The organism is Nocardioides sp. JCM 18998 (assembly GCF_055391535.1).
Genome location: NZ_AP043886.1, coordinates 2180117 through 2201614 on the forward strand (window position 1 = coordinate 2180117; position 21498 = coordinate 2201614).

Here is a 21498-nt window from a genome sequence, read left to right on the forward strand (position 1 = left end):
TCCATGAGCAAGGTCGTCGGATACGTGCCCGGCGTCTTCGATCTTTTCCACGTCGGGCACCTCAATGCGCTGCGTCAGGCGCGCTCGATGTGCGACGTGCTCGTCGCGGGGGTCGTCTCGGACGAGGTCTGCGAGGAGAGCAAGGGCATCGTCCCCACGGTCCCACTGATCGAGCGCCTGGAGATCGTCAAGGCGATCGGGATCGTCGACGACGCCTACGTCGAGGTGACCACCGACAAGCGCGACGCCTGGCGCGAGGTCGGCTTCCACAAGATCTTCAAGGGCGACGACTGGAAGGGCACCGCCAAGGGCGAGCGGCTCGAGCGGCACATGGCCGAGGTCGGGGTCGAGGTCGTCTACTTCCCGTACACGATGCACACCTCCAGCACCGCGCTGCGCCGCCACCTCAACCGAGGCGACGAGCGGGTCTCGTGACCGGTCCCATGTCCGCGGACGCGGCGCCGGGGGGCGTTCGGGTCGACGACCGCGGCGTCCTCGTGACGGCGCAGGGCACCGGCCCGTTGGTGCTCAGCGTCGAGGGCCGCTACGTCTGGTCCCTGACGCCCGAGCGCGACGGCACGGCGCAGGGCGGTGGCTGGCTGGTCGCCTGGCCGCACGTCCTCGGCCGCTTCCTGCACGGCACCGGCCGGATCCGGGTCGCGGACGTCACCGGCGAGAACGTCTACTTCGACGCCGACGTCACCCTCGGCAACGGCCAGGACAAGCTCCGGATCCTGGATGCCGAGGGCAACCCCCTCTCGGTCGACAAGGTCGGCCACCTGACCCGGTCCTTCGCCGCCACCGACGAGGGGATCCGCAACGAGATCCTCGACGGCACCCAGCGGGTGCTACGCGACCTGCGGGGGGCCTGCGGCGTCGAGGCGTACCTCAACTACGGTGCGCTGCTCGGCACCATCCGCGACGGCGCGATGATCGCGCACGACTCCGACACCGACGTCTGCTACCTCTCCCGGCACGAGTCGCCGGCGGACCTCATCGCCGAGTCGTACAAGATCGAGCGGACCATGCGCGACCTCGGCTGGGTCCTGCTGCGCATGTCCGGCGGCGACATCAAGGTGCTGCTGCCGCTCAGCGACGGCCGGGTCTGTCACATCGACATCTTCGTCGCGTTCTACGTCCGCGGGACCTTCTACCAGCTCGGCAACCGCAGCGGTCAGCTCCCGCGCGAGGTGATCCTGCCGGTCTCCGAGGTGGAGCTGCACGGCTACGCCTTCCCTGCGCCCGCCCAGCCCGAGGCCATGCTGGCCTTCCTCTACGGCGAGCACTGGCGGGTGCCCGACCCGTCGTTCAAGTACGACGACCCGCCCGCCGGGGTACGACGCCTCAACGGCTGGCTGCGCGGCTTCCGGACCACCATGGGCCTGTGGACCGAGTTCTGGTCCGGCCCACGCGGCGCCAAGGTCGCCAAGCGCGGCTCCGGCTTCGGCAAGTGGGTCGCGCGCGACCTCGAGCCCGGCTCCCGGGTGCTCGACGTCGGCTGCGGCAACGGCCGCGACGCGGTCCGCCTCGCCAAGCGCGGTCACCGGGTGTGGGCGGTCGACTTCTCCCGCGGCGCGCTCCGCGCCGCCAATCGCCGGATCCAGCACCGCGGCGTGGAGGTCCGCACCGAGCAGCTGATCCTGGGCGAGCTGCGGCACGTGCTGACCTTCGGTGCGCGGCTGGCCCGGGACCCGCACCACGTCTTCGCCCGCCGCCTGCTCAACGCGATCGACGACGCCGCCCGCGAGCAGTTCTGGCAGCTGTGCTCGATGGGGCTGCGTGGCGGAGAGCACGTCCTGTTCCTGGAGTTCTCCGCGACCCTCGACGAGGACGGCACCGCCGACCCCGCCCTGGACACCGACGGCCGCGAGCGACGCCTCGACCCGGTCGTGGTCGTGGCCGAGATCAAGGACCGCGGCGGCGTGATCGAGCACCTCGAGGTCGGCCTCGGGGACGACCTGTTCGACCGACCCGATCCGGCGGTGTGCCGGATCCGGGCGACCTGGCCTTCGCCGAAGGGAAGCAACGCATGAGCAAGTTCTCCGAGAACCTCGACAAGTGGAAGGCCGAGCGCACCTCGGGCCGTACCGTGCGGGCGCGCCTGCGCGCCCTCGAGGACGAGGTCCAGGAGCTGCGCCAGCTCAACCGTCGCATCGCCGAGCTGACCGACGTCGTCGGCGAGCTGCTCATCCCGATCCAGGACCGCGACGAGGCCAAGGTCCAGGAGGTGCTCGCGCGCTACCGCTCTCAGATCTGAGAGTCTTGGTCCCAACAATCCCCAGTTGGTCTGCCGGCAGGGCCCGCCTGACTTTGAATCAGGACTAGCGACGATGGTTCGACTCCATCCTGGGGAGCCGATGCTCCGACCTCAGCGCTCGAGGTTGCGCACCAACTGCTCGCTGGTGTGCTTGATGGCGATCCCGATGAACGGCTGGACTGCCTTCTCGATCACCTTGCCGGCCGGGCCGCCGGGGAGCGTGTAGCTGATCCGGGCCTCGACGCGGGTCCGGTTCTCGCCGAGGTCGGTGAAGGTCCAGCGCTGGGTGTTGCGGACGCCGCTGATCGAGGAGATCTCCAACAGTCGGCCCGGCTCGTAGCCGGTGCACCGCACTCGCGAGGTGAGCGAGACGCCCAGCTTCATCACGCCGTCGTACGTCGCTCCCACGCCGCTGCGCTGCTCGGTGACCGGCTCGATGCTGTGCAGGCCGTACATCCAGTCCTTGGTGGTGGTGAAGTCGTCGACGTACGCGAAGACCTCGTCCACCGGCGCCGCGATCTCGACGCTGTGCTCGACGGTGCTCGGCATCGGTCCCTCCTTCGGTCGCCGGGGCGGTGCGCCCCGGACGCCGGGCTCGACACTATGTGGGCGGGCAAGGATGCCCGGACCGGAGCCGAGGCGTGACCCTTCGCCGTCGAGCCGTCCCTCCGGACACGTAGGCTCGCCCTCATGACCAGTGAGCTCACCGTCATCGTGCTCGCGGCCGGGAACGGCAAGCGGATGAAGTCCAAGACGCCCAAGGTGCTGCACACCCTCGGCGGACGCAGCATGGTGGGCCACGTCCTCACGGCGGTCGAGGCGCTCCAGCCCGACCGCACCGTCGCCGTCGTCGGGCACGCACGGGAGCAGGTCATCAGCCACCTCGAGCAGCACCACGCCGGCGTCGCCGTCGCGATCCAGGAGGAGCAGCTCGGGACCGGCCACGCCGCGCGCGTCGGGCTGGCCGCGTCGGGTGCGACCTCGGGAGTCGTCCTGGTCCTCACCGCAGACACCCCGCTGCTCACCGGGGAGACCCTGCAGTGGTTCATCGAGCGCCACCGCAGCGGCAACCGCGCCGTCTCGATCCTGACCGCCGAGGTCCCGGAGCCGACCGGCTACGGACGGATCGTGCGGGCCGGCGGCGGCGACGTGAGCGCGATCGTCGAGGAGAAGGACGCCACCGACGAGCAGCGCGCCATCAACGAGATCAACTCCGGCATCCTCGCCTTCGACCACGACTTCCTGGCCGGCGCGCTACCGCGGCTGCGCAACGCCAACGCCAGCGGCGAGTACTACCTGACCGACGCGGTGAGCCTCGCGGTCCAGGACGGCGCCCGTACGGGTGGCTACCTGCTCGCCGACCCGATCCAGACCGAGGGCGCCAACGACCGGGTGCAGCTCGCGGCCCTCGGCCGCGAGCTCAACCGCCGGATCGTGGAGCGGTGGATGCGCGAGGGCGTCACCGTGATCGACCCCGAGACCACCTGGATCCACGTCGACGTGGACCTCGGCATGGACGTCACCGTCCTGCCCAACGTGCAGCTCCTCGGCGCCACCTCGATCGGCGAGGACGCCGTGATCGGTCCCGACAGCACCCTCACCGACTGCGAGGTGGGCGCCGGCGCGCACGTCGTACGGACGCAGGCGACGCTCGCCGTGATCGGCGACGGCGCCGACGTCGGACCCTTCGCCCACCTGCGCCCGGGCACGATCCTCGGCGCGCGGGGCAAGATCGGCGGCTTCGTCGAGACCAAGAACGCCGAGATCGGCGCGGGCGCCAAGGTGCCCCACCTGTCCTACGTCGGCGATGCCACGATCGGCGAGCAGAGCAACATCGGCGCCGGCACGATCTTCGCCAACTACGACGGCGTCGCCAAGCATCACACCACCATCGGGTCGCACGTCCGCTCCGGCTCCAACGTCACCTTCGTGGCCCCGGTGACCGTCGGCGACGGTGCGGGCACCGGGGCCGGCACCCTCGTGCGCCACGACGTGCCACCGGGCGGGATGGCGCTGTCCAGCGGGCCCCAGCGGGTGCTCGACGGCTGGGCCCAGGAACGCCGCGCCGGCACCGCGATGGCCGACGCCGCTGCGGCGGCGGCCGCCGCGGGTGTCCTCGTGGTCGGCACGCAAACGCCCGGTGAACATGAGGAGTCTCACACCGGCAGGCGCGGGGTTGGGGACGCGCCCACCCGTACGACAGAATCCTGACGTAACCCCCTCTGGCGGACCTGCGAATACTGGGAGCGGCGCTCGTGACCACCGACATCAAGCGGACAACCGAGAAGCACCTGATGGTGTTCAGCGGACGAGCCCACCCCGAGCTGGCCGAGGAGGTGGCGGCCAACCTCGGCACGCCGCTCGTCCCGACCAGCGCGTACGACTTCGCCAACGGCGAGACCTACGTCCGCTACCAGGAGTCGGTGCGGGGCGCTGACGCGTTCGTCATCCAGAGCCACACCAGCCCGATCAACGACTGGATCATGGAGCACCTGATCATGGTCGACGCGCTCAAGCGCGCCTCGGCCAAGCGGATCACCGTGGTGATGCCGTTCTGGGGCTACTCCCGTCAGGACAAGAAGCACCGCGGCCGTGAGCCGATCTCGGCCCGCCTGGTCGCCGACCTCTTCAAGACCGCCGGCGCCGACCGGATCATCTCCGTCGACCTCCACGCCGACCAGCTCCAGGGCTACTTCGACGGGCCGGTCGACCACCTCATGGCGCTCCCGATCCTCACCGACTACATCAAGGAGAAGTACGGCGACCAGGAGCTCGCCGTCGTCTCCCCGGACGCCGGCCGGATCAAGGTCGCGGAGCGCTGGGCCGCCCGCCTCGGCGGCGTGCCGCTGGCGTTCATCCACAAGACGCGCCGTACCGACATCGCCAACGAGGTCGTCGCCAACCGTGTCGTCGGCGACGTCACCGGCAAGATCTGCGTCCTGACCGACGACATGATCGACACCGGCGGCACGATCGTGAAGGCCGCCGACGCGATCATGGAGGCCGGCGCCACGGGCGTGATCATCTGCGCCACCCACGCGATCCTCTCGGACCCGGCCGTCGACCGGCTCAAGAACAGCGCCGCCGTCGAGGTGATCGTCACCAACACGCTGCCGCTGCCCGCCGAGAAGCAGTTCGACAAGCTGACCACGCTCTCGATCGCCCCGATGCTGGCCCGCGCGATCCGCGAGGTCTTCGAGGACGGCTCTGTTACCTCCATGTTCGACGGCCACGCCTGATCAACGCCGCCCGGCGGAGCGTCCGCTGCGTTGTCGTCGCTCGCCGGTCGCTCCGCTCCCCAGACCGGCTTCGCTCCTCCGCCTTGCGGGCCGCACGCGCCGGACGGCGTTGATTTCAGGGAGGGTCAGCGCGCCCGTAGGATGTGGCGCGTTGCCTCGGCGAGGGAGCTTGACTCCGTTATCGACTGGGCCTTGGCAGCCGTATTCCATCGACCGCCCAAGGAGGCAACCATGAGCAGCGAGAAGATCGCCGCTGAGATCCGCACCGAGTTCGGCAAGGGCTTCGCCCGCCGTACGCGTGCCGCCGGCCGCATCCCCGCCGTCATCTACGGTCACGGCAACGACCCGATCCACGTGTCCCTCCCGGGCCACGAGACCATGATGGCCCTGCGCCACCACGGCCTCAACGCGCTCCTCGAGCTCGACATCGACGGCAAGACCCAGCTCGCGCTGACCAAGGCCGTCCAGGTCGACAACCTGCGCCGCGTCATCGAGCACATCGACTTCCTCGCGGTCAAGGCCGGCGAGAAGGTCACCGTCGAGGTTCCGGTCATCACGACCGGCGACGCCGCCCCGGGCACCATCGTCACCCTCGAGCACAACACCGTCGCGCTCGAGGCCGAGGCCACCCACGTGCCGGAGTCCGTCGAGGTCTCGGTCGAGGGTCTCGACGCCGGCGCCAGCATCAGCGCCGGCCAGCTGACCCTGCCGAAGGGCACCTCCCTGGTCGTCGACGCCGACGCCGTGGTCGTCCACATCGCCGCTGCCCCGACCGCCGCTCAGGTCGAGGCCGAGCTCGAGGCCGCCGAGGCCGAGGCCGGCATCGTGCACGACGCCCCCGAGGCCGACGCCGCGGGCGAGTCTGCGGCTGAGTGATCCACTGATGTCTGACGAGACCTGGCTGGTCGTCGGCCTGGGCAACCCCGGGCCGAACTACGCGGGTCATCGTCACAACATCGGCTACCTCGTCAACGACGAGCTGGCCGCCCGGATGCGTGGTGCGTGGAAGCGCCACAAGTCCGGGCGCTCCGACACCGTCGAGGGCCGCCTGACTCCAGGCGGCCCTCGCGTCGTTCTGTGCCGCCCGTCCTCGTACATGAACGAGCTGGGCGGACCGGTGAAGGCGGTCGCCTCCTTCTACAAGATCGAGGCCGACCACATCGTCGCCATCCACGACGAGCTCGACATCGCCTTCGATACGATGCGGCTCAAGCTCGGCGGCGGCGACAACGGCCACAACGGCCTCAAGTCGATCCGCTCCAGCCTCGGCACCGGCGACTTCTACCGGGTACGCGTCGGCATCGGCCGCCCGCCCGGCCGCCAGGAGGTCGCCGACTTCGTGCTGTCGAACTACTCCGCAGCCGAGCGCAAGGTGCTGCCGTTCCAGGTCGACACCGCCGCCGACGCGGTCGAGTGCCTGATCAGCGACGGCCTCGAGAAGGCGCAGCAGCGCTTCAACTCCTGACGAGCTGCCGGGCCAGATCCGGCTCGATCAGCGAGCCGTAGGCCGCCACCGCCGCCAACTGCGACGTCACCCCGAGCTTCTGCCGTACGGCCTTCACCTGGCTGCGCACGGTGGACGGCGAGACCTGCAACAGGCCCGAGATCTCCACGATGGTGGCGCCTTCGTAGAGCAGCATCAGCACCTCGCGCTCGCGGGGCGTCAGCGCCCGGGCGCGGCTGCTGAGCTCGGCGCGACGCTCGACGAGGTGTCGCCACTGCGTCTGGAAGCGGCGGCGCTGCTCCAGGTCGGGGCCGATGCCGATGTCGTTCGAGCCGCTCTCGGCGAGGGCGGTCAACGTCGTCACCACCTGGTCCAGGGGAGTGCGGGCGTTGAGCACCACGCGTGCGCCGTGCTCATAGACCGCACCCCACGCGGGGCCGGGTGCGGCACTGGTCAGTACGGCCCAGGGGATCGACCGGCGCCGCAGCACCAGGCCGCTGGCACGGATCTGTCGCCAGTCCTTCAGGTCGCAGACGAGCAGGCCGGCGGCGTGCTCGTCCTCGGCATGATGGCCGCGCGGGGCCGGCAGGACCCCCGGCCACGGCTCGCGGTCGCTGTCCAGGCCACAGCTGCTCAGGGCGGTGCAGACCGCCTCGACGATCAGCGATTGCTCGGCGGCGACTGAAGCGTGCACATGAACCGGTTCGTGAGCCTGATGAGTTGAAGCCATCCCCTACCCCGTCGTCGTTGGTCGCGACGGCCCGCCCCATCGGCCATCCTTTCTTCATCCTCTGCGCGGGAGAAAGTCACGGAAGGGTTGGTTGGCTTTCTCCCTATATTCGGGGATGCCAGCGGGGATTCCGGCCAAATTCTCTGGACACATGTCCTGGCCGAGTGTCCGGAACGCGGGTGCTAGACAAGAGAGGCAAATTTCTGGCGGTTCGCTCAGGTTCGCCAAATTGCGGTATAGCGTCCCTTCTGTTGGGGAGGCCCGAGGGGAGACTTCTAATCTCGGACGGGTACAACAGGTGGCCAGACAGACGCACCGGCGAGGCCGGGTCTGGGCGCTCTCGGGGCGTTGGGGAACGCGAGCTCAGTTGCGCACCTGGTCTTGCATCGGGGGCACGATGAACAAGTCGAATATCCGCGAGTACTGGAATGGTCGGTGTACGGCGCTGTTACTAGCAGTGGCCGTCTTGCCGATCCTCTCCTTGACATGGCTCTCCACGGAGCAACCGAACCGGTTGGCCGTTGCGGCGAGTCTGGACGGCCTGATCCGTGGTCCGTCGGCAGTGGTAGCCACCATCTGCCTGTACGCGGCGTGGCGCATCAGCGGTCAGCGACAGCTGGCGTGGATCGCCGCATGCACCGCGACGTTGGCGGTCCAGGCGGTGATGATGGCCGGCCTGCAGCTCTCCGACATCGATCGCGACTTCGGCGGCAGCCCGTGGCTCGTCCTCTTCGACGCGCTCACGGTGATGGTGATCGCGTGGCTCGGCTTCTCCGCCGGGCGGCGCTCATCGGTCGGCGACCCGGTGCTGATCGGGGTGGCCGCCGGCCTCGTCCTCGGCATCGGCCGGGTTCTCAGCATCTCGCTGTTCCCGTCGGGTGACTCGGTGCGGCTGAGCAGCGCGGGCCTGGTGATCGTCTTCGTGATGATCGTGGTCCCGACGGCGCTCCTGCTCGGACTGCTCCCGGACGTGCCCACCTGGGCGAGCAGCCGGATCGGCATCGCCCTGTTCCTCTACGCTCTCGGACACCTGTCCGCCTACCTCGCCGCGCCCAGCTCGTCGGTTGCGAGCAGCGTCGTCACGCTCGGCTCCGACCTCCTCGGCGCGGTCTTCCTCTCCGCCGCCGCGATCGGGCTCCTGCGGCTCGCGATCGGCGACGGCATCAACGACCGTGACCGGCTCCTGCTGCGGGTCGACGAGCTCGAGGCCGGCCTGCGCGAGGATCGAGCCCGGATCCACGAGATCAACGCGACGATCGCGGGCGTGGCCTCGGCAAGCCGGCTCCTGCACGAGGACCCCACCATCGACGAGCGGCGCCGCCGCATGCTGGAGGAGATGGTCCACGCCGAGCTCGGCCGGCTCCAGCGGCTGCTCAGCGAGTCGAGCGGGGCCCGTACCGGCGGCGCCGGACCGGTCGAGGTGGACCTCGACGCGACGATCAGCAATCTCGTCCTCGCCCACGAGGCGCGCGGCAACCGGGTCACCTGGCTGCCCAGCGGCGCCCGGGTGGAGGGCGAGCCCGACGAGGTCGCGGAGGTGCTCAACATCCTCCTCGACAACGCGGCCACGCACGGCCGCAGCGACACCTCCGTGACCGTGCAGGAGGTGGCCGACGCGATCGAGGTGGCGGTGGCCGACGACGGCCCCGGCGTCCCGCCGGAGGTGCGCTCGCACCTGTTCGAGTGGGGTGCGCGCGGTCCGCGATCGAGCGGGCAGGGCATCGGCCTCCACATCGCTCAGGATCTGACCAGGCGACACGGCGGGCATCTCACCCTCCGCGACGGCGCCGCCCGCGGAGCGACGTTCGTCGCCCGCTTCCCCCGAGCTAGACGAGGCGAGGATGAACCGGCCCACATCGCGTAGTCAGATCAAGGTCGTCATCATCGAGGACCACGTCCTCTTCGCCGAGTCCCTCGAGCTCGCTCTCACCGTTGAGGGGTATGACGTCAAGCGGGCGGAGCTGCCTCTCAACGGGGCCACGCCGAGCTCCGTGTTGGCCTCGGTGATCCGGCAGGCTCCACGGATCGCCCTGCTCGACCTGGACCTCGGACACTTCGGCGACGGCCTGCGCTTCGTCGGGCCACTGGCCACGGCCGGCATCAACGTGGTGGTGGTGACCGCCAACCCGGACAAGGTCCGATGGGGTGAGGCGCTGCGCTACGGGGCGCGCACCGTGCAGTCGAAGTCGAACCCGCTCAACGAGATCCTCGCGGTCGTCCGGCGGCTCGGGAACGGCCAGCCCGTGATGGAGATCGAGGAGCGCGAGGCGCTGCTGCGGCTGTGGCACCAGCGCAACGCCGAGCTCGCCGACCTGCAGGTCAAGGTCGACCGGCTCACCCCGCGGGAGTCGCAGGTCCTCGGCCGGCTGATGGAGGGTCTGACGGTGCACGACATCGCCGTGGCGAGCGTCGTCTCCGAGGCCACCGTGCGCACCCAGGTGAAGGCGATCCTGGCCAAGCTCGAGGTCACCTCGCAGATCGCCGCGGTCGGGCTCGCCCACCACCTCGGCTGGCAGCCGGCGATCGAGCCGGACACCCGCCGTACGGCCCGCTGATCCATCCCCAGTTTCGGGCAAGCGGACCCGCGTGAGGCGACCCTGACCTTCCCCTTCCGATGGACTGGAGCCGTCGGAAAGGGGAATGTCACCATGACAGCACTGAGTACCATCGCGGCGACTCCGGTTCGCGACGTGCACTCGCAAGTACCCGTTCAACGAGCAGTCAAACGGGCCTGGGAACGAGCAGCGGCCGTTCTCGGCGGGGTCCTGATCGTTCCGCTGCTGCTCCTGATCGCGGTGCTGATCAGGCTCGACTCGTCCGGGCCGGTGATCTTCCGCCAGACCCGGGTCGGGCGCGACGGGCGGGCGTTCACGATGCTGAAGTTCCGCACGATGAGCTGCGACGCGGAGGACCGGCGCGACGAGGTCGGCAACGACTGCGACGGGGCGCTCTTCAAGAACCGGTGTGACCCGCGGGTGACCCGCGTGGGCCGGGTGCTGCGGCGCTACTCGCTCGACGAGCTCCCACAGCTGATGAACGTGATCCGCGGCGACATGGCCCTGGTCGGGCCCCGTCCGGCACTCTTCAGCGAGCTCGACCACTATGAGGGCGACGCCCTGCGCCGCCTCGAGGTGGTGCCGGGCATGACGGGTCTGTGGCAGGTCTCGGGCCGCTCGGACCTGCCGTGGGACGAGGCGATCCGGCTCGACCTGCACTACGTCGACCACTGGTCGCTCGGGATGGACGCACGCATCCTGGCCCGTACGGCGCGCGCAGTGCTCGGCCACAGCGGCGCCTACTGACGCATACGAGCCCCGGGCTCGGGCCCGGGCAACCTGGCCGACTCGGCCCTCGGGACGTGTCGACTCGGCCCTCGAGACGTGTCGACTCGGCCCTCGAGACGTGTCGACCGGGCCCCTGGGCAGCACCAGGTCCGACGAGCGGTGCGCACGGCCGAGTCGGTGGTGCGGGAGGGCCGAGTCGGTGGTCAGGCCTCGGGGACGGAGCCCTTGGCCAGGGGGATGCCGTCGCGGCCGACCCAGCCGATCTGGCGGGCCGGGACACCGGCGACCAGCGCGTAGTCCGGGACGTCGTGGATCACCACGGAGCCGGCCGCGACCAGGGCCCAACGGCCGATCGTGACCGGGGCGACGCAGACGGCGCGGGCACCGATGCTGGCGCCCTCGAGGACGGTGACGGCGACCATGTCCCAGTCGTCCGCGCCCTTCAGCATCCCGTCGGCGGTCACCGCCCGCGGGAACTCGTCGTTGGTGAAGACGACCGCCGGGCCGACGAAGACGCCGTCGGCCAGGACGGCTGGCTCGTAGACCAGCGCGTGGTTCTGGATCTTGCAGCGATCGCCGACCACGACACCGGGCCCGAGGTAGGCCCCGCGCCCGATGACGCAGTCGCGCCCGACCCGTACGTCCTCGCGCAGCTGCGCCAGGTGCCAGACCAGCGAGCCGTCCCCGATCGTGGCGGTGGCGTCGACGTCGGCGGACGGCTCGATGCGTGGCGCGGTCATGACAGCAACCAACAACGGCCCGCGCCGGCGCGGGGCCCCGGAGGGCGCTCATCCCCCATATGGGGGATGGGTCAGCGGATGACCGCGGGCGACCAGGCGTCCGGGATGAGCACGCGCGGTGCGGTCGTCCCGTCGGTGTCCAGCGCCCACACGTCGGTCACGCCGCCCTGGCCGTCGCGCGCCAGCCCGTAGAGCAGGGTGTGATCGTCGAGCCACTCGATCTGGTCGTCGACGTTGTGCGACTCCGCGGTGAGCACGGTCCGCTTTCCGGTCGCCAGGTCGAGGACGGCAGGGGTCCACCAGCTGCCTCGCTTCGGATCGCTGCGCGCCTCCTTGAACGCGATCCGCGTCCCGTCGGGGGAGAGCGACGGGCACTCGACGTGGTCGGCGATCGTGGTGAGCGTGTGAGCGGTCATGTCGCCGCGCGCGAGGTAGGTGCGACCTCCGGTGGCGACGGTGGCGTAGAAGGTCCGGTCGTCGGGTGCGAACGTCACGCCCCAGATGTTGCGATCCGGGGGAGCGACCCGCTTGCCGTCCAGGATCAGGGAGTACCGCTCGAGGTCCTCGGTGTCGGTGCTGCCCACCCGTCGGATGACAGTGCGGGTGGAGAAGCCGGTGGTCATGTACGAGTCGCCGTTGACGAAGACCGTCGAGGCCGCGAGCGTGCCGTCGGGGGAGAGCCGCGTACGGCTCGGCAGCCCGGGCAGCGGGACCGTCGTGGTCTGGTGCCAGTCGGCGCCGGCGTCGGTGGTCAGGTCGTCGGCCTCGTAGTGGGTGACCACCCCGCGGTCGGTCTTGAGGCACGTCGCGATGCCGGGGCGCGCGTAGACCCGGTCGCAGGACACTCCGGTGAACGCGCGTGGGCCGCTGGGGTCGGAGAGCGCCACCTCGGCGACGACGCCGTACTCGGAGTCGAGACCGGTGTGGCGGAAGACGATCCGCGGCTCGGACTCGATCGCCGCCCGGTCGGCGACCGCGACCTCGGGAGCGCGGGCGGCGTCGGCCCGGGTGCGGTGCCACTCGCCGAGGCCGTACGCGGTGCTCCCGGCGACGACGGCGACCACGACGGTGCTCAGCACGATCCCGCGCCACTTCATGAGGCGGGCTCCGCGCGCCGCAGCACGACTGCGGCCAGCGGCACCGCGGCGAGCAGCGCGACGCAGACGACGAGCATCGCCTCCCGCGGCCCCATCGCGTACCAGAGCAGGCCGAACCCGGTGGACGCCAGCAGCCGAGCGATCGCGACGGTGGTCTGCGCCGTGGCGATGCCCGTGGTGCGCGCCCGCTCGGGGACCAGCCGCCCGGCAACGGCCGGGAGCACACCGTCGGTGGCGGCGTAGAAGACGCCGAGCAGGAGCAGCGCCGCCACGGTGGTGGCGAGGGCGCCGGACCCGGTCGCGGCGCAGAGGTAGGCACCGGCGAGGGGGAGGTGGCCGAGCACCAGCACCCGGACCCGGCCGACCCGGTCGGCGAGGCGGCCGAGCGGGATCGCCAGGCTCAGGTAGGCGATGTTCGTCCCGACGTAGAGCACCGGGAACCAGCGGGCCGAGAAGCTGCCGGTCTCCAGCAGGGCCAGGTAGATGAAGCCGTCGCCGACCGTCAGCAGCCCGAGCGTCCCGGCCACCGGCAGCAGGCGCAGCAGACCGGGCGTTGCCACCTCGCGCCAGCGACGGCGCTGTCGCGGTTGGCGCGGCTCGCTCGGCGAGCGCGTGACGGCTCCGGTGCGCAGCGGCACGAACAGGGCCAGCACGGTGACGCCGAGCACGGCGAAGCCCAGGGAGAGGACCAGGATGGTGTGGAAGCCTCCGGGGATCTGCCAGAGGATCGCGAACGCGATCAGCGGACCCACCGTCGCGCCGATGGTGTCGAGGGTGCGGTGGACGCCGAAGGCTCGACCCAGCCGCGCCGGCGGCGAGGAGGCGGCGATCATCGCGTCGCGCGGCGCCGTACGGATGCCCTTGCCGATCCGGTCCACCGAGACCACCGAGGTGATCGATCCGAAGCCGTGCGCGCCGAGGAGCAGCACCCGCGCGACCAGGGAGAGCCCGTAGCCGGCCAAGGCGACCGGTTGCGGCCGCCCGGTGCGGTCGGCGGCCCAGCCGGCGACGATCCGGACCAGTGCCGAGACGCCCTGGTACATGCCGTCGATGAAGCCGTACGCGACGGGGGACAGGCCCACCACCGTGGTGAGGTAGAGCGGCAGGATCGCGTTGACCGACTCCGAGGAGATGTCGGTCAACAGGCTGACGACGCCGAGGGTGACGACGACGCGAGCGACGCGCTCACGCTTGCCGGTGGCCTGCGCAGCCGCGTCGGCGGAGACGGCGCGGGCCGGGCGGTCGCTCAGGGAGAGGTACACGTCAGGCTCGCTCGGCGGAGAGCACGGCGAAGAGTGCGTACGAGACGGTGGCGCCGTGCCGGTCGGTCACCGTGACGGTGACGCTGTCCGAGCCGCGTTGGAAGGCGGCGGTCGGCCGGTTCTCGACGCTCGGCACCTGGACGTCGTTGAACCCTCGTGCGGCGAGCCGGGCACGGTACAGCCGCAGCACCGAGCACGGTCGCTGGCAGGTGCCGGTGAGGCTCACCTGCAGCACGTCGCCCGAGCTCGAGACGCTGCTGCTCGCCACGGTGTGCCCGGCCGGCGGCGCCAGGGTCGCGGGGTAGCCGGCGACCAGCGTTCCGAGGCTGCTGGCCGCCCGCGGAAGCGGGCGGGTGACCAGGGGCGCGGTCGTGGAGCGCGGCGGGTGCAGTCCGGGGAGCCCCGCCTGCGCGCTGGCCGCCGACGACGGGGACGGCAGGATCTCGGTGGCCGTCCCGAGGGAGCCGTGGCCCCGCTCACCGTTCGCCGGCGAGGAGGTCGGCGCGGTGACGGGCACGGACGGCGATGCGGTGGTGGCCGTCCCGCCCGGCGCGGCGGCGCTCGTGGGCGCGGTGCCGGGCGTACCGCCGGTGGCCGCCGGGGAACCGCCCGCCGGGACGGCGCTGTCCGAGCCGCCCAGCTGGCCCAGCGACCAGACGATGGCCCCGACGAGCACACCCACGACGGCCAGCAGGACCACTCGGCGGATCGTCACGGTCGGCTCCCTGGGATGACGTCTTGGCGGGCCGGACCCGGCATCGCCGCGGATCGAGCAGCCCGGAGGCCGGCCCGGGGAACAGTCCACGCCGCCTCCGTGCGGACTGCCTGACGAACCAGGGCCTGATCCCCTGATTTGGGGATCAGCTCACGACGTCGGGAGTCAGCTCGTCCCAGTGGATCGCCGACCATTCGGGCATCCGGTCCGCGCGCAGCGCCTGCCACAGCTCCTCGTCGGCCTTGGGCGCCAGGTTCACGATGCTCTGGCCGTCGGCGTGCCCGAAGCCGGCCACGGGTGCGGTGAGGTAGTTGATGTCCCGGGAGCGCATGTCGCGCATCGAGGCCACCAGCTTCGCCATGCTCGCCGCGGACCATGTCGAGTCGACGCTGACGTGCTTGGTCACGGTGTCGAGGAAGTCGTAGAGCATCCGCGGGTCCTTGCGCATCTTGGTGTGCAGGCTGGCCTGCATCAGGGAGCGCAGGAAGGCCTGCTGCCGCGCGACCCGGTCCAGGTCACCACCGGGCAACCCGTGGCGCTGGCCGACGTAGTTCAGCGCCTGGGCGCCGTCGAGGTGCTGGCGCCCGGCAGGCCAGGTGATGTGGCGCGCCGAGTCGTAGACGGTCACCGGGATGTCGACGTCGACGCCCCCGACCGCGTCGGTGAGGGCGATGAAGCCGGCCCAGTCGACCACCGCCAGGTGGTCGATGCGCACGCCGGTGAGGTTCTCCACCGTCTGCACCGCGAGGGAGGGCCCGCCGTAGGAGAGGGCGGCGTTGATCTTGGCCTCCCCGTGCCCGGGGATCGGGACCCATGCGTCGCGCGGCAGCGAGACCAGCGAGGCGCTGCGCCGGTCGGCGGCGATGTGCAGGATCATCATCGCGTCCGAGCGGTCCGCGCCGTAGGACCAGTCCGGCGCCTGCGCCACCTGGCCGGTGGTGGGCACGTCCGAGCGGATGTCGGTGCCGAGCAGCAGGATGTTCATCGCATCGCCGGCCGCCGCCGCCTTCGCGGGGCGGTTGGTGAGCCCGGAGAAGACCCCGTCGACCCGGTGGAGGTTGTGGTCGAGGCGCCAGCCGAGGTAGAGCAGCACGGTCATCGGTACGGCAGCGAGCACGAGCCCGCACACCAGCAGCCAGAGCACCACCCGGACCAGCGGGCTGCGGCGCCTGCGACGGGCCCGGGTCGGGTCGGCGGGCTCAGCCGGCTCCGGCGTCTCGGATGCGAGGAGGTCGTCCAGAGGCGTGCCCGGCCCGGCGCCGGCGCCGTCATCCACGGTGCTGCTCATGGGCCGATGGCAGCGCATCCGGGCGGCGCCGGTGCACGTGCACGGCGGACCGTACTCAATTGTGGTGACCGCCCTCGGTGCCACACCCCGGGCGATCCTGCGTGGGCTTAGGACGGTCTCATGCCGGCCCTTGCCCACGTGATCATCCCTGCCCACGACGAGGCTGCCGTGCTCGGGGAGACGCTGCGCACGCTGCTCGCCGACGTCCCTTCCGGCACCCTGGAGGTCGTGGTGGTCGCGAACGGCTGCACCGACGACACCGCCGCGATCGCACGCATCTTCCCGGGCGTACGGGTGGTCGAGCTCGACCAGGCCTCGAAGGCGGAGGCACTGTCCCTCGCGAGCCGGATCGTCAGCGGCCTGCCGCGGGTCCACCTCGACGCCGACTGCCCGATCGCCGGGCGCGACGTGGTGCGCCTGGTGCAGGCGCTGGACGAGCCCGGGGTGCTGGCGACCGCTCCCACGCGTCACGTCGATGTGGCCACCTCATCGCGCTGGGTGCGCGACTACTACCGGTTCTGGGAGCAGCTCCCGGGCGTCCGCGACGGACTGTACGGCCGAGGGGTCATCGCCCTGTCCGGCGCCGGGCAGAGCCGGGTCGAGGACCTGCCGCCCGTGCTGAGCGACGACCTGGCGATCTCGGAGGCGTTCGAGCCGCAGGAGCGGCGGATCGTGCCCGAGGCGCAGGTCGCGATCAGAGTGCCTCGCACGCGGCGCGACCTCGTGCGGCGGCGGGCACGCGTGGCCACCGGGAACCACCAGGCGGACCGGCTCGGCGTCCGTCGACCGGGGTCGAGCACCTCGGTACGCACGATCCTGACGGTCGTACACGACGATCCGCGGCTGCTCCCGCGGGTGCCGGTCTTCGTGCTGACCGCCCTGATGGCTCGGGCCCTCTCCCGGCGCGCTGTGCGCCGGGGTGACTACACCACCTGGCTGCGGGACGAGAGCTCGCGCGCCACGAATCGCATCGCAGGCTGAGGAGATCGAAGATGACGCTGACATGGGTGCGTCGCAGCCACCAGGTGGCCGCGGCCGCGGTACTGGCCCTGGTAGGTACCTGTCTCGTGGTGCTGGGCTCGGCGCCGCCGAGCCATGCTGCTGACCCGTGCGCGAGCGGTGGCAACCCGATCGCCTGCGAGAACTCCAAGCCCGGCAACCCGGAGAGCGACTGGGAGATCGACGGGGCCGGCGACGACGACATCCAGGGCTTCTCCACCGACATCAGCGTCAACGCCGGCTCCTCGATCGGCTTCAAGATCGACACCGACGCGAAGGCGTACTCGATCACCATCTTCCGGATGGGCTGGTACGGCGGGGACGGCGCGCGCCAGATCGCGACCGTGACCCCCTCGGCCAAGCTGCCGCAGATCCAGCCCTCCTGCATCACCGACGCGACCACCGAGGAGACGGACTGCGGCAACTGGGGCGTCTCGGCGACCTGGGCCGTGCCGAGCGGTGCGGTCTCGGGCGTCTACATCGCCCACCTCACCCGCTCCGACAACGGCGACGACAGCAACATCACCTTCATCGTGCGCAACGACGCCAGCCACTCCGACGTGGTCTTCCAGACCTCCGACCCGACGTGGGAGGCCTACAACACCTACGGCGGGGCGGACCTCTACACCGGCGGGGAGAACGGGCGGGCCTACAAGGTCAGCTACAACCGACCGGTCACCACCCGCGAGGACGAGCCGGGCGGCCAGGACTTCTTCATGGCCAACGAGTACCCGGCGATCCGGTTCCTGGAGCGCAACGGCTACGACATCAGCTACATGGCGGGCGTCGACACCGACCGCTACGGCAGCCTCATCAAGAACCACAAGGTCTTCCTCTCCGTCGGCCACGACGAGTACTGGAGCGGTGCGCAGCGAGCGAACGTCGAGGCCGCGCGCGACGCCGGGGTCAACCTTCAGTTCCTGTCCGGGAACGAGGTCTACTGGCGCACCCGGTACGAGTCCTCGCTGGACAGCAGTCACACGCCGTACCGGACGCTCGTGACGTACAAGGAGGCGTGGTCGCAGGCCAAGATCGACCCCTCTCCCGAGTCGACCTCGACCTGGCGCGACCCGCGCTACGCCCCGCAGAGCGAGGGCGGTGGACTGCCCGAGAACGCGCTGACCGGCACGATCTTCATGGCCAACTACATCGATCTTCCGCTCACCGTGACCAAGGCCGAGGCCAGCCTGAGGCTGTGGCGCAACACCGGGCTCTCGACGATGACCGGCGCCTCGACGGCACTCGCCCCGCACACCGTGGGATACGAGTCCGACGAGGACCAGGACAACGGGTCGAGGCCACCGGGGCTGATCGACATGTCGACAACCACCGGCTCGGTTCCCGCGCAGTACATGACCGACTACGGGGCGTCCACGGGCGACGGGACGACCACCCACTCGTTGACCCTCTACAAGGCGCCCAGCGGTGCGCTGGTGTTCGGCGCCGGCACGGTGCAGTGGTCGTGGGGACTCGATGACGTCCACGACACCCCGTACGCCTATGCACCGGCGGACAGCAGGATGCAACAGGCGCAGGTCAACATCCTGGCCGACATGGGCGCGCAGCCGACGACGCTGATGAGCGGGCTGGTCGCCGCGACCAAGTCGACCGACACCACCGGCCCCACGACCACGATCACCTCGCCGGCTGCGGGGGCGGGCATCGCCAACGGCACCCAGGTCTCGGTGACGGGCACCGCGAGCGATGCCGGGGGCGGCGTCGTCGCCGGCGTGGAGTACTCCACCGACGGGGGCAGCAGCTGGCACCCGGCGCAGGGCACCTCCTCGTGGAAGTTCACCTACACCCAGCACGGCAGCGGCACCGTGCCGCTGCAGGTCCGTGCCGTCGACGACAGCGCGAACATCGGAGCCACGGTCACCCGCTCCTTCGCGGTGACCTGCGGGTGCAGCGTGTTCGGCGCGAGCCCCATCCCGACGACGTGGACCGCCGTGACCGGCCCAGCGATCGCGGCCTCGGCCGACGGCTCCTCGGCCGAGCTCGGCCTGCGGTTCACCCCGCAGTCGGACGGGTTCGTCACCGGCGTGCGGTTCTACAAGGGCAGCGGCAACACCGGCACCCATGTCGGCTCGCTGTGGGACAGCTCGGGGAGGCAGCTCGCCAGCGTCACCTTCACCGGCGAGAGCGCCAGCGGCTGGCAGACGGCGAACTTCACCACGTCGGTTCCCGTATCGGCGGGGGCGACCTACACCATCTCCTACACGGCGCCGAACGGGCACTACGCCGCTCAGCCGTGGGCGTTCTCCGAAGCCGGCATCAATGCGCCGCCGCTCCAGGTGGCGGGTGGCTACGGCGCCACCCCGGCGGGCGTGTTCGGCGACTCCGGGCAATACCCGCAGAGCAGCTACCAGAACACCAACTACTACGTGGACCCGGTCTTCAGCCTCACCGACTCCGCGCCGCTGGTGGCCACCAACCAGTGGCCCGCGCCCAACGGCACGACGGCGGCCACGACGACCACGATCGGTGCGACCTTCTCCAAGCCCGTCGTCGCCTCGAGCGTGTCGGTCAGCGTCAAGGACGCCAACGGCGTGGCAGTGCCGGGCTCCACCGCCTACGACAGCTCGAGCCGGACCGTCACCTTCACGCCTGCGAGCGCCCTGAACGGCGTCGTGACCTATACCGTCGCGCTCACCGCCACCGACTCGGGCGGCCTCGCCCTCAGCGCGGGTGGCAACTGGTCCTTCACGACCGCCGCGCCGCGCGGCGCACCCGGCGTGTGCCCCTGCAGCCTCTTCGCCGACAGCACCGTCCCGACGATGCTCGACGCTGCCGACGCCCAGCAGGTCACGCTCGGAGTGTCGTTCACCTCCGACACCAGCGGCACCATCACCGCTGTCCGGTTCTACAAGGGACCCACCAACACCGGCACCCACACCGGCACGCTGTGGTCCGCGACCGGGACGAAGCTCGCCGAGGGCACCTTCACCGGTGAGCCGGCGTCCGGATGGGCGACCCTGACGTTCAGCCAGCCGGTCAGCATCGCCAAGAACACCACCTACGTCGCGTCCTATCTGACCAACGTGGGGGCGTACTCCGTCACACCCAACGGCTTCGGGGCCGCTGACCTCTCCTACGGTCCGCTGCACGTCACCTCGAGCTCGGGCGTGTATGTGTACGGCGCCGGCTTCCCGTCCAACGCCACCTCGAACAACTACCTGGTCGACGTCGTGTTCCAGAAGAGCGCGCCGGCCGAGTCCGTCGTGGCGACGAGTCCGGCGGCCGGCGCGGTGGACATCCCGCGCGGGACGCCGACGAGCATCACGCTGTCGGCACCGATCGGGTCCGGCTACACAATGGGCCTGGTCTCCGGCGGGACCGCGGTGCCGGGGACGGTGGCTCTCGACGGCACCGGCACGACCCTGACGTTCACGCCGACGGGGCTCATGCCGGCCGACAGCGACGTGACCGCCACGGCGTCGGGCATCGTCTCGACCGACGGGGTGTCACTGCCGACCCAGACGTGGACGTTCCACACACGGGCGCCGGACTCGGCGTCGGCCGAGTCGCTGTTCACCGATCAGCAGCCGGCGCAGAGCGCAGCCAACGACAGCTCGCCCGTCGAGGTCGGGACCGCGTTCGTCCCGGCCAAGGACGGCGCCATCACCGGCATCCGGTTCTTCAAGGGCACCGGCAACGGTGGTACCCACACCGGCCATCTCTGGAGCGCGAGCGGACAGCTGCTGGCGAGTGTCACCTTCACCGGTGAGACCGCCACGGGCTGGCAGACCGCGAACCTGTCGACGCCGGTCGCGGTGACCGCAGGGACGACGTACGTCGTCTCCTACCTGGCACCACAGGGCCACTACGCCGCCACGCCGTCGTACTTCACCTCGGCGTTCACCTCCGGCGATCTGACCGCCCCGGCGACCAACAACGGGCTCTACCTCTACGGCGCGTCCGGTGGCTTCCCGACCTACAGCTACAACGCCACGAACTACTTCGTGGACGTGGTGTTCGCGGTCGGATCACTGGCCAGTACGTCGCCGTCCGTCTCCCCGACGCCGACGCCGACACCCACGCCGACGCCGACGCCCACTCCTACACCCACGCCCACTCCGACGCCGACGCCCACTCCGACACCGACGCCCACGCCCACGCCGACGCCGACACCGCCGGCCCTGACGATCACCACCCGGACGCCCGCCTCGGGCGCCACCGGCAGCGCCCGCTCGACGAAGCCCTCGGCGACGTTCTCGGCGAACCTGGCGAGCGGCACCATCAGCCTCAAGCGCGGCACGACCACGGTCGCCGGTACCAGCGCGCTCTCGGGCAACAAGCTGACCTTCACGCCGAGCGCCACCTTGGGGCTGTTCACCAGCTACACGGTGACGATCACGGGGGCGAAGTCGACCGCGGGCGCGACGCTTGCGACCACCAGCTGGACCTTCACCACGGGCCTGCTCTAGCCGCTCCCCAAATGAG

General features: G+C 70.9%; 18 protein-coding genes, 1 tRNA gene and 1 pseudogene. 13 read left to right on the forward strand and 7 right to left on the reverse strand.

The window, feature by feature from the left end; all coding sequences use genetic code 11:
• Positions 1-3: 3 nt before the first annotated feature.
• From ACZ5L9_RS10175 to ACZ5L9_RS10190, 4 genes are all read left to right on the forward strand, one after another.
• Positions 4-435, forward strand: a complete 432-nt coding sequence (locus tag ACZ5L9_RS10175) for an FAD synthase family protein (RefSeq protein ID WP_464527290.1) — start codon at positions 4-6, stop codon at positions 433-435.
• Positions 432-2033: a methyltransferase domain-containing protein gene (locus tag ACZ5L9_RS10180; RefSeq protein ID WP_464527292.1), complete on the forward strand. Its 1602-nt coding sequence runs from the start codon at positions 432-434 to the stop codon at positions 2031-2033. The genes ACZ5L9_RS10175 and ACZ5L9_RS10180 overlap by 4 nt, the downstream gene beginning before the upstream one ends.
• Positions 2030-2257 (forward strand): DUF6752 domain-containing protein, encoded by a 228-nt coding sequence (locus tag ACZ5L9_RS10185; RefSeq protein ID WP_464527294.1) that lies wholly within the window; start codon positions 2030-2032, stop codon positions 2255-2257. Before ACZ5L9_RS10180 ends, ACZ5L9_RS10185 begins: the two co-directional genes overlap by 4 nt.
• A gap of 18 nt (positions 2258-2275) precedes the next feature.
• Positions 2276-2354 (forward strand) — tRNA-Gln (locus ACZ5L9_RS10190).
• Positions 2355-2368: 14 nt separating this feature from the next.
• On the opposite strand, the gene ACZ5L9_RS10195 is transcribed toward ACZ5L9_RS10190, so the two are convergent.
• The gene (locus ACZ5L9_RS10195; protein WP_464527296.1) at positions 2369-2806 is read right to left on the reverse strand and encodes an SRPBCC family protein; all 438 of its coding nucleotides are present in this window, start codon (positions 2804-2806) and stop codon (positions 2369-2371) included.
• Between the two features lie 141 nt (positions 2807-2947).
• Here ACZ5L9_RS10195 and glmU point away from each other — a divergent pair, with 141 nt between their 5' ends.
• The 4 genes from glmU to pth all read left to right on the forward strand — a co-directional run bounded on the left by glmU (position 2948) and on the right by pth (position 6961).
• A complete protein-coding gene (gene glmU, locus ACZ5L9_RS10200; RefSeq protein ID WP_464527299.1) occupies positions 2948-4468 on the forward strand; it encodes a bifunctional UDP-N-acetylglucosamine diphosphorylase/glucosamine-1-phosphate N-acetyltransferase GlmU in 1521 nt (506 codons plus the stop codon).
• A gap of 44 nt (positions 4469-4512) precedes the next feature.
• The gene (locus ACZ5L9_RS10205) at positions 4513-5496 is read left to right on the forward strand and encodes a ribose-phosphate diphosphokinase (RefSeq protein ID WP_464527301.1); all 984 of its coding nucleotides are present in this window, start codon (positions 4513-4515) and stop codon (positions 5494-5496) included.
• Between the two features lie 231 nt (positions 5497-5727).
• Complete coding sequence (locus ACZ5L9_RS10210; RefSeq protein WP_464527302.1) at positions 5728-6372, forward strand: 50S ribosomal protein L25/general stress protein Ctc; 645 nt, start codon at positions 5728-5730, stop codon at positions 6370-6372.
• A gap of 7 nt (positions 6373-6379) precedes the next feature.
• Positions 6380-6961, forward strand: a complete 582-nt coding sequence (gene pth, locus ACZ5L9_RS10215) for an aminoacyl-tRNA hydrolase (protein WP_464527304.1) — start codon at positions 6380-6382, stop codon at positions 6959-6961.
• On the opposite strand, the gene ACZ5L9_RS10220 is transcribed toward pth, so the two are convergent.
• Entirely contained in the window at positions 6951-7634 is a 684-nt protein-coding gene (locus ACZ5L9_RS10220) for a helix-turn-helix transcriptional regulator (RefSeq protein ID WP_464527306.1), read from the reverse strand. The genes pth and ACZ5L9_RS10220 overlap by 11 nt on opposite strands.
• 598 nt (positions 7635-8232) lie before the next feature.
• Between ACZ5L9_RS10220 and ACZ5L9_RS10225 the strand changes: the two genes are divergently transcribed.
• The 3 genes from ACZ5L9_RS10225 to ACZ5L9_RS10235 all read left to right on the forward strand — a co-directional run bounded on the left by ACZ5L9_RS10225 (position 8233) and on the right by ACZ5L9_RS10235 (position 10972).
• Positions 8233-9534, forward strand: a complete 1302-nt coding sequence (locus ACZ5L9_RS10225; RefSeq protein ID WP_464527307.1) for a sensor histidine kinase — start codon at positions 8233-8235, stop codon at positions 9532-9534.
• Positions 9512-10225 (forward strand): LuxR C-terminal-related transcriptional regulator, encoded by a 714-nt coding sequence (locus ACZ5L9_RS10230; protein ID WP_464527308.1) that lies wholly within the window; start codon positions 9512-9514, stop codon positions 10223-10225. Before ACZ5L9_RS10225 ends, ACZ5L9_RS10230 begins: the two co-directional genes overlap by 23 nt.
• 93 nt (positions 10226-10318) lie before the next feature.
• Complete coding sequence (locus ACZ5L9_RS10235) at positions 10319-10972, forward strand: sugar transferase (protein ID WP_464527309.1); 654 nt, start codon at positions 10319-10321, stop codon at positions 10970-10972.
• 212 nt (positions 10973-11184) lie between these two features.
• Here ACZ5L9_RS10235 and ACZ5L9_RS10240 read toward each other — a convergent pair.
• From ACZ5L9_RS10240 to ACZ5L9_RS10260, 5 genes and pseudogenes are all read right to left on the reverse strand, one after another.
• Positions 11185-11694: pseudogene (locus ACZ5L9_RS10240) on the reverse strand (acyltransferase); the annotation flags it as partial.
• 71 nt (positions 11695-11765) lie between these two features.
• On the reverse strand, positions 11766-12791 hold the full coding sequence (locus tag ACZ5L9_RS10245) for a TolB family protein (protein ID WP_464527311.1): 1026 nt from the start codon (positions 12789-12791) through the stop codon (positions 11766-11768).
• Positions 12788-14053 (reverse strand): MFS transporter, encoded by a 1266-nt coding sequence (locus ACZ5L9_RS10250; protein WP_464527312.1) that lies wholly within the window; start codon positions 14051-14053, stop codon positions 12788-12790. The genes ACZ5L9_RS10245 and ACZ5L9_RS10250 overlap by 4 nt, the downstream gene beginning before the upstream one ends.
• 1 nt (position 14054) lies before the next feature.
• Positions 14055-14768: a hypothetical protein gene (locus tag ACZ5L9_RS10255; RefSeq protein ID WP_464527314.1), complete on the reverse strand. Its 714-nt coding sequence runs from the start codon at positions 14766-14768 to the stop codon at positions 14055-14057.
• Between the two features lie 145 nt (positions 14769-14913).
• Positions 14914-16056, reverse strand: coding sequence for an LCP family protein (locus ACZ5L9_RS10260; protein WP_464527315.1), 1143 nt, complete (start codon positions 16054-16056; stop codon positions 14914-14916).
• A gap of 120 nt (positions 16057-16176) precedes the next feature.
• Here ACZ5L9_RS10260 and ACZ5L9_RS10265 point away from each other — a divergent pair, with 120 nt between their 5' ends.
• Both ACZ5L9_RS10265 and ACZ5L9_RS10270 read left to right on the forward strand, forming a co-directional pair.
• Positions 16177-17037 (forward strand): glycosyltransferase family 2 protein, encoded by an 861-nt coding sequence (locus ACZ5L9_RS10265; RefSeq protein ID WP_464527317.1) that lies wholly within the window; start codon positions 16177-16179, stop codon positions 17035-17037.
• 11 nt (positions 17038-17048) lie between these two features.
• Complete coding sequence (locus ACZ5L9_RS10270; protein ID WP_464527319.1) at positions 17049-21482, forward strand: DUF4082 domain-containing protein; 4434 nt, start codon at positions 17049-17051, stop codon at positions 21480-21482.
• Positions 21483-21498 lie beyond the last annotated feature (16 nt).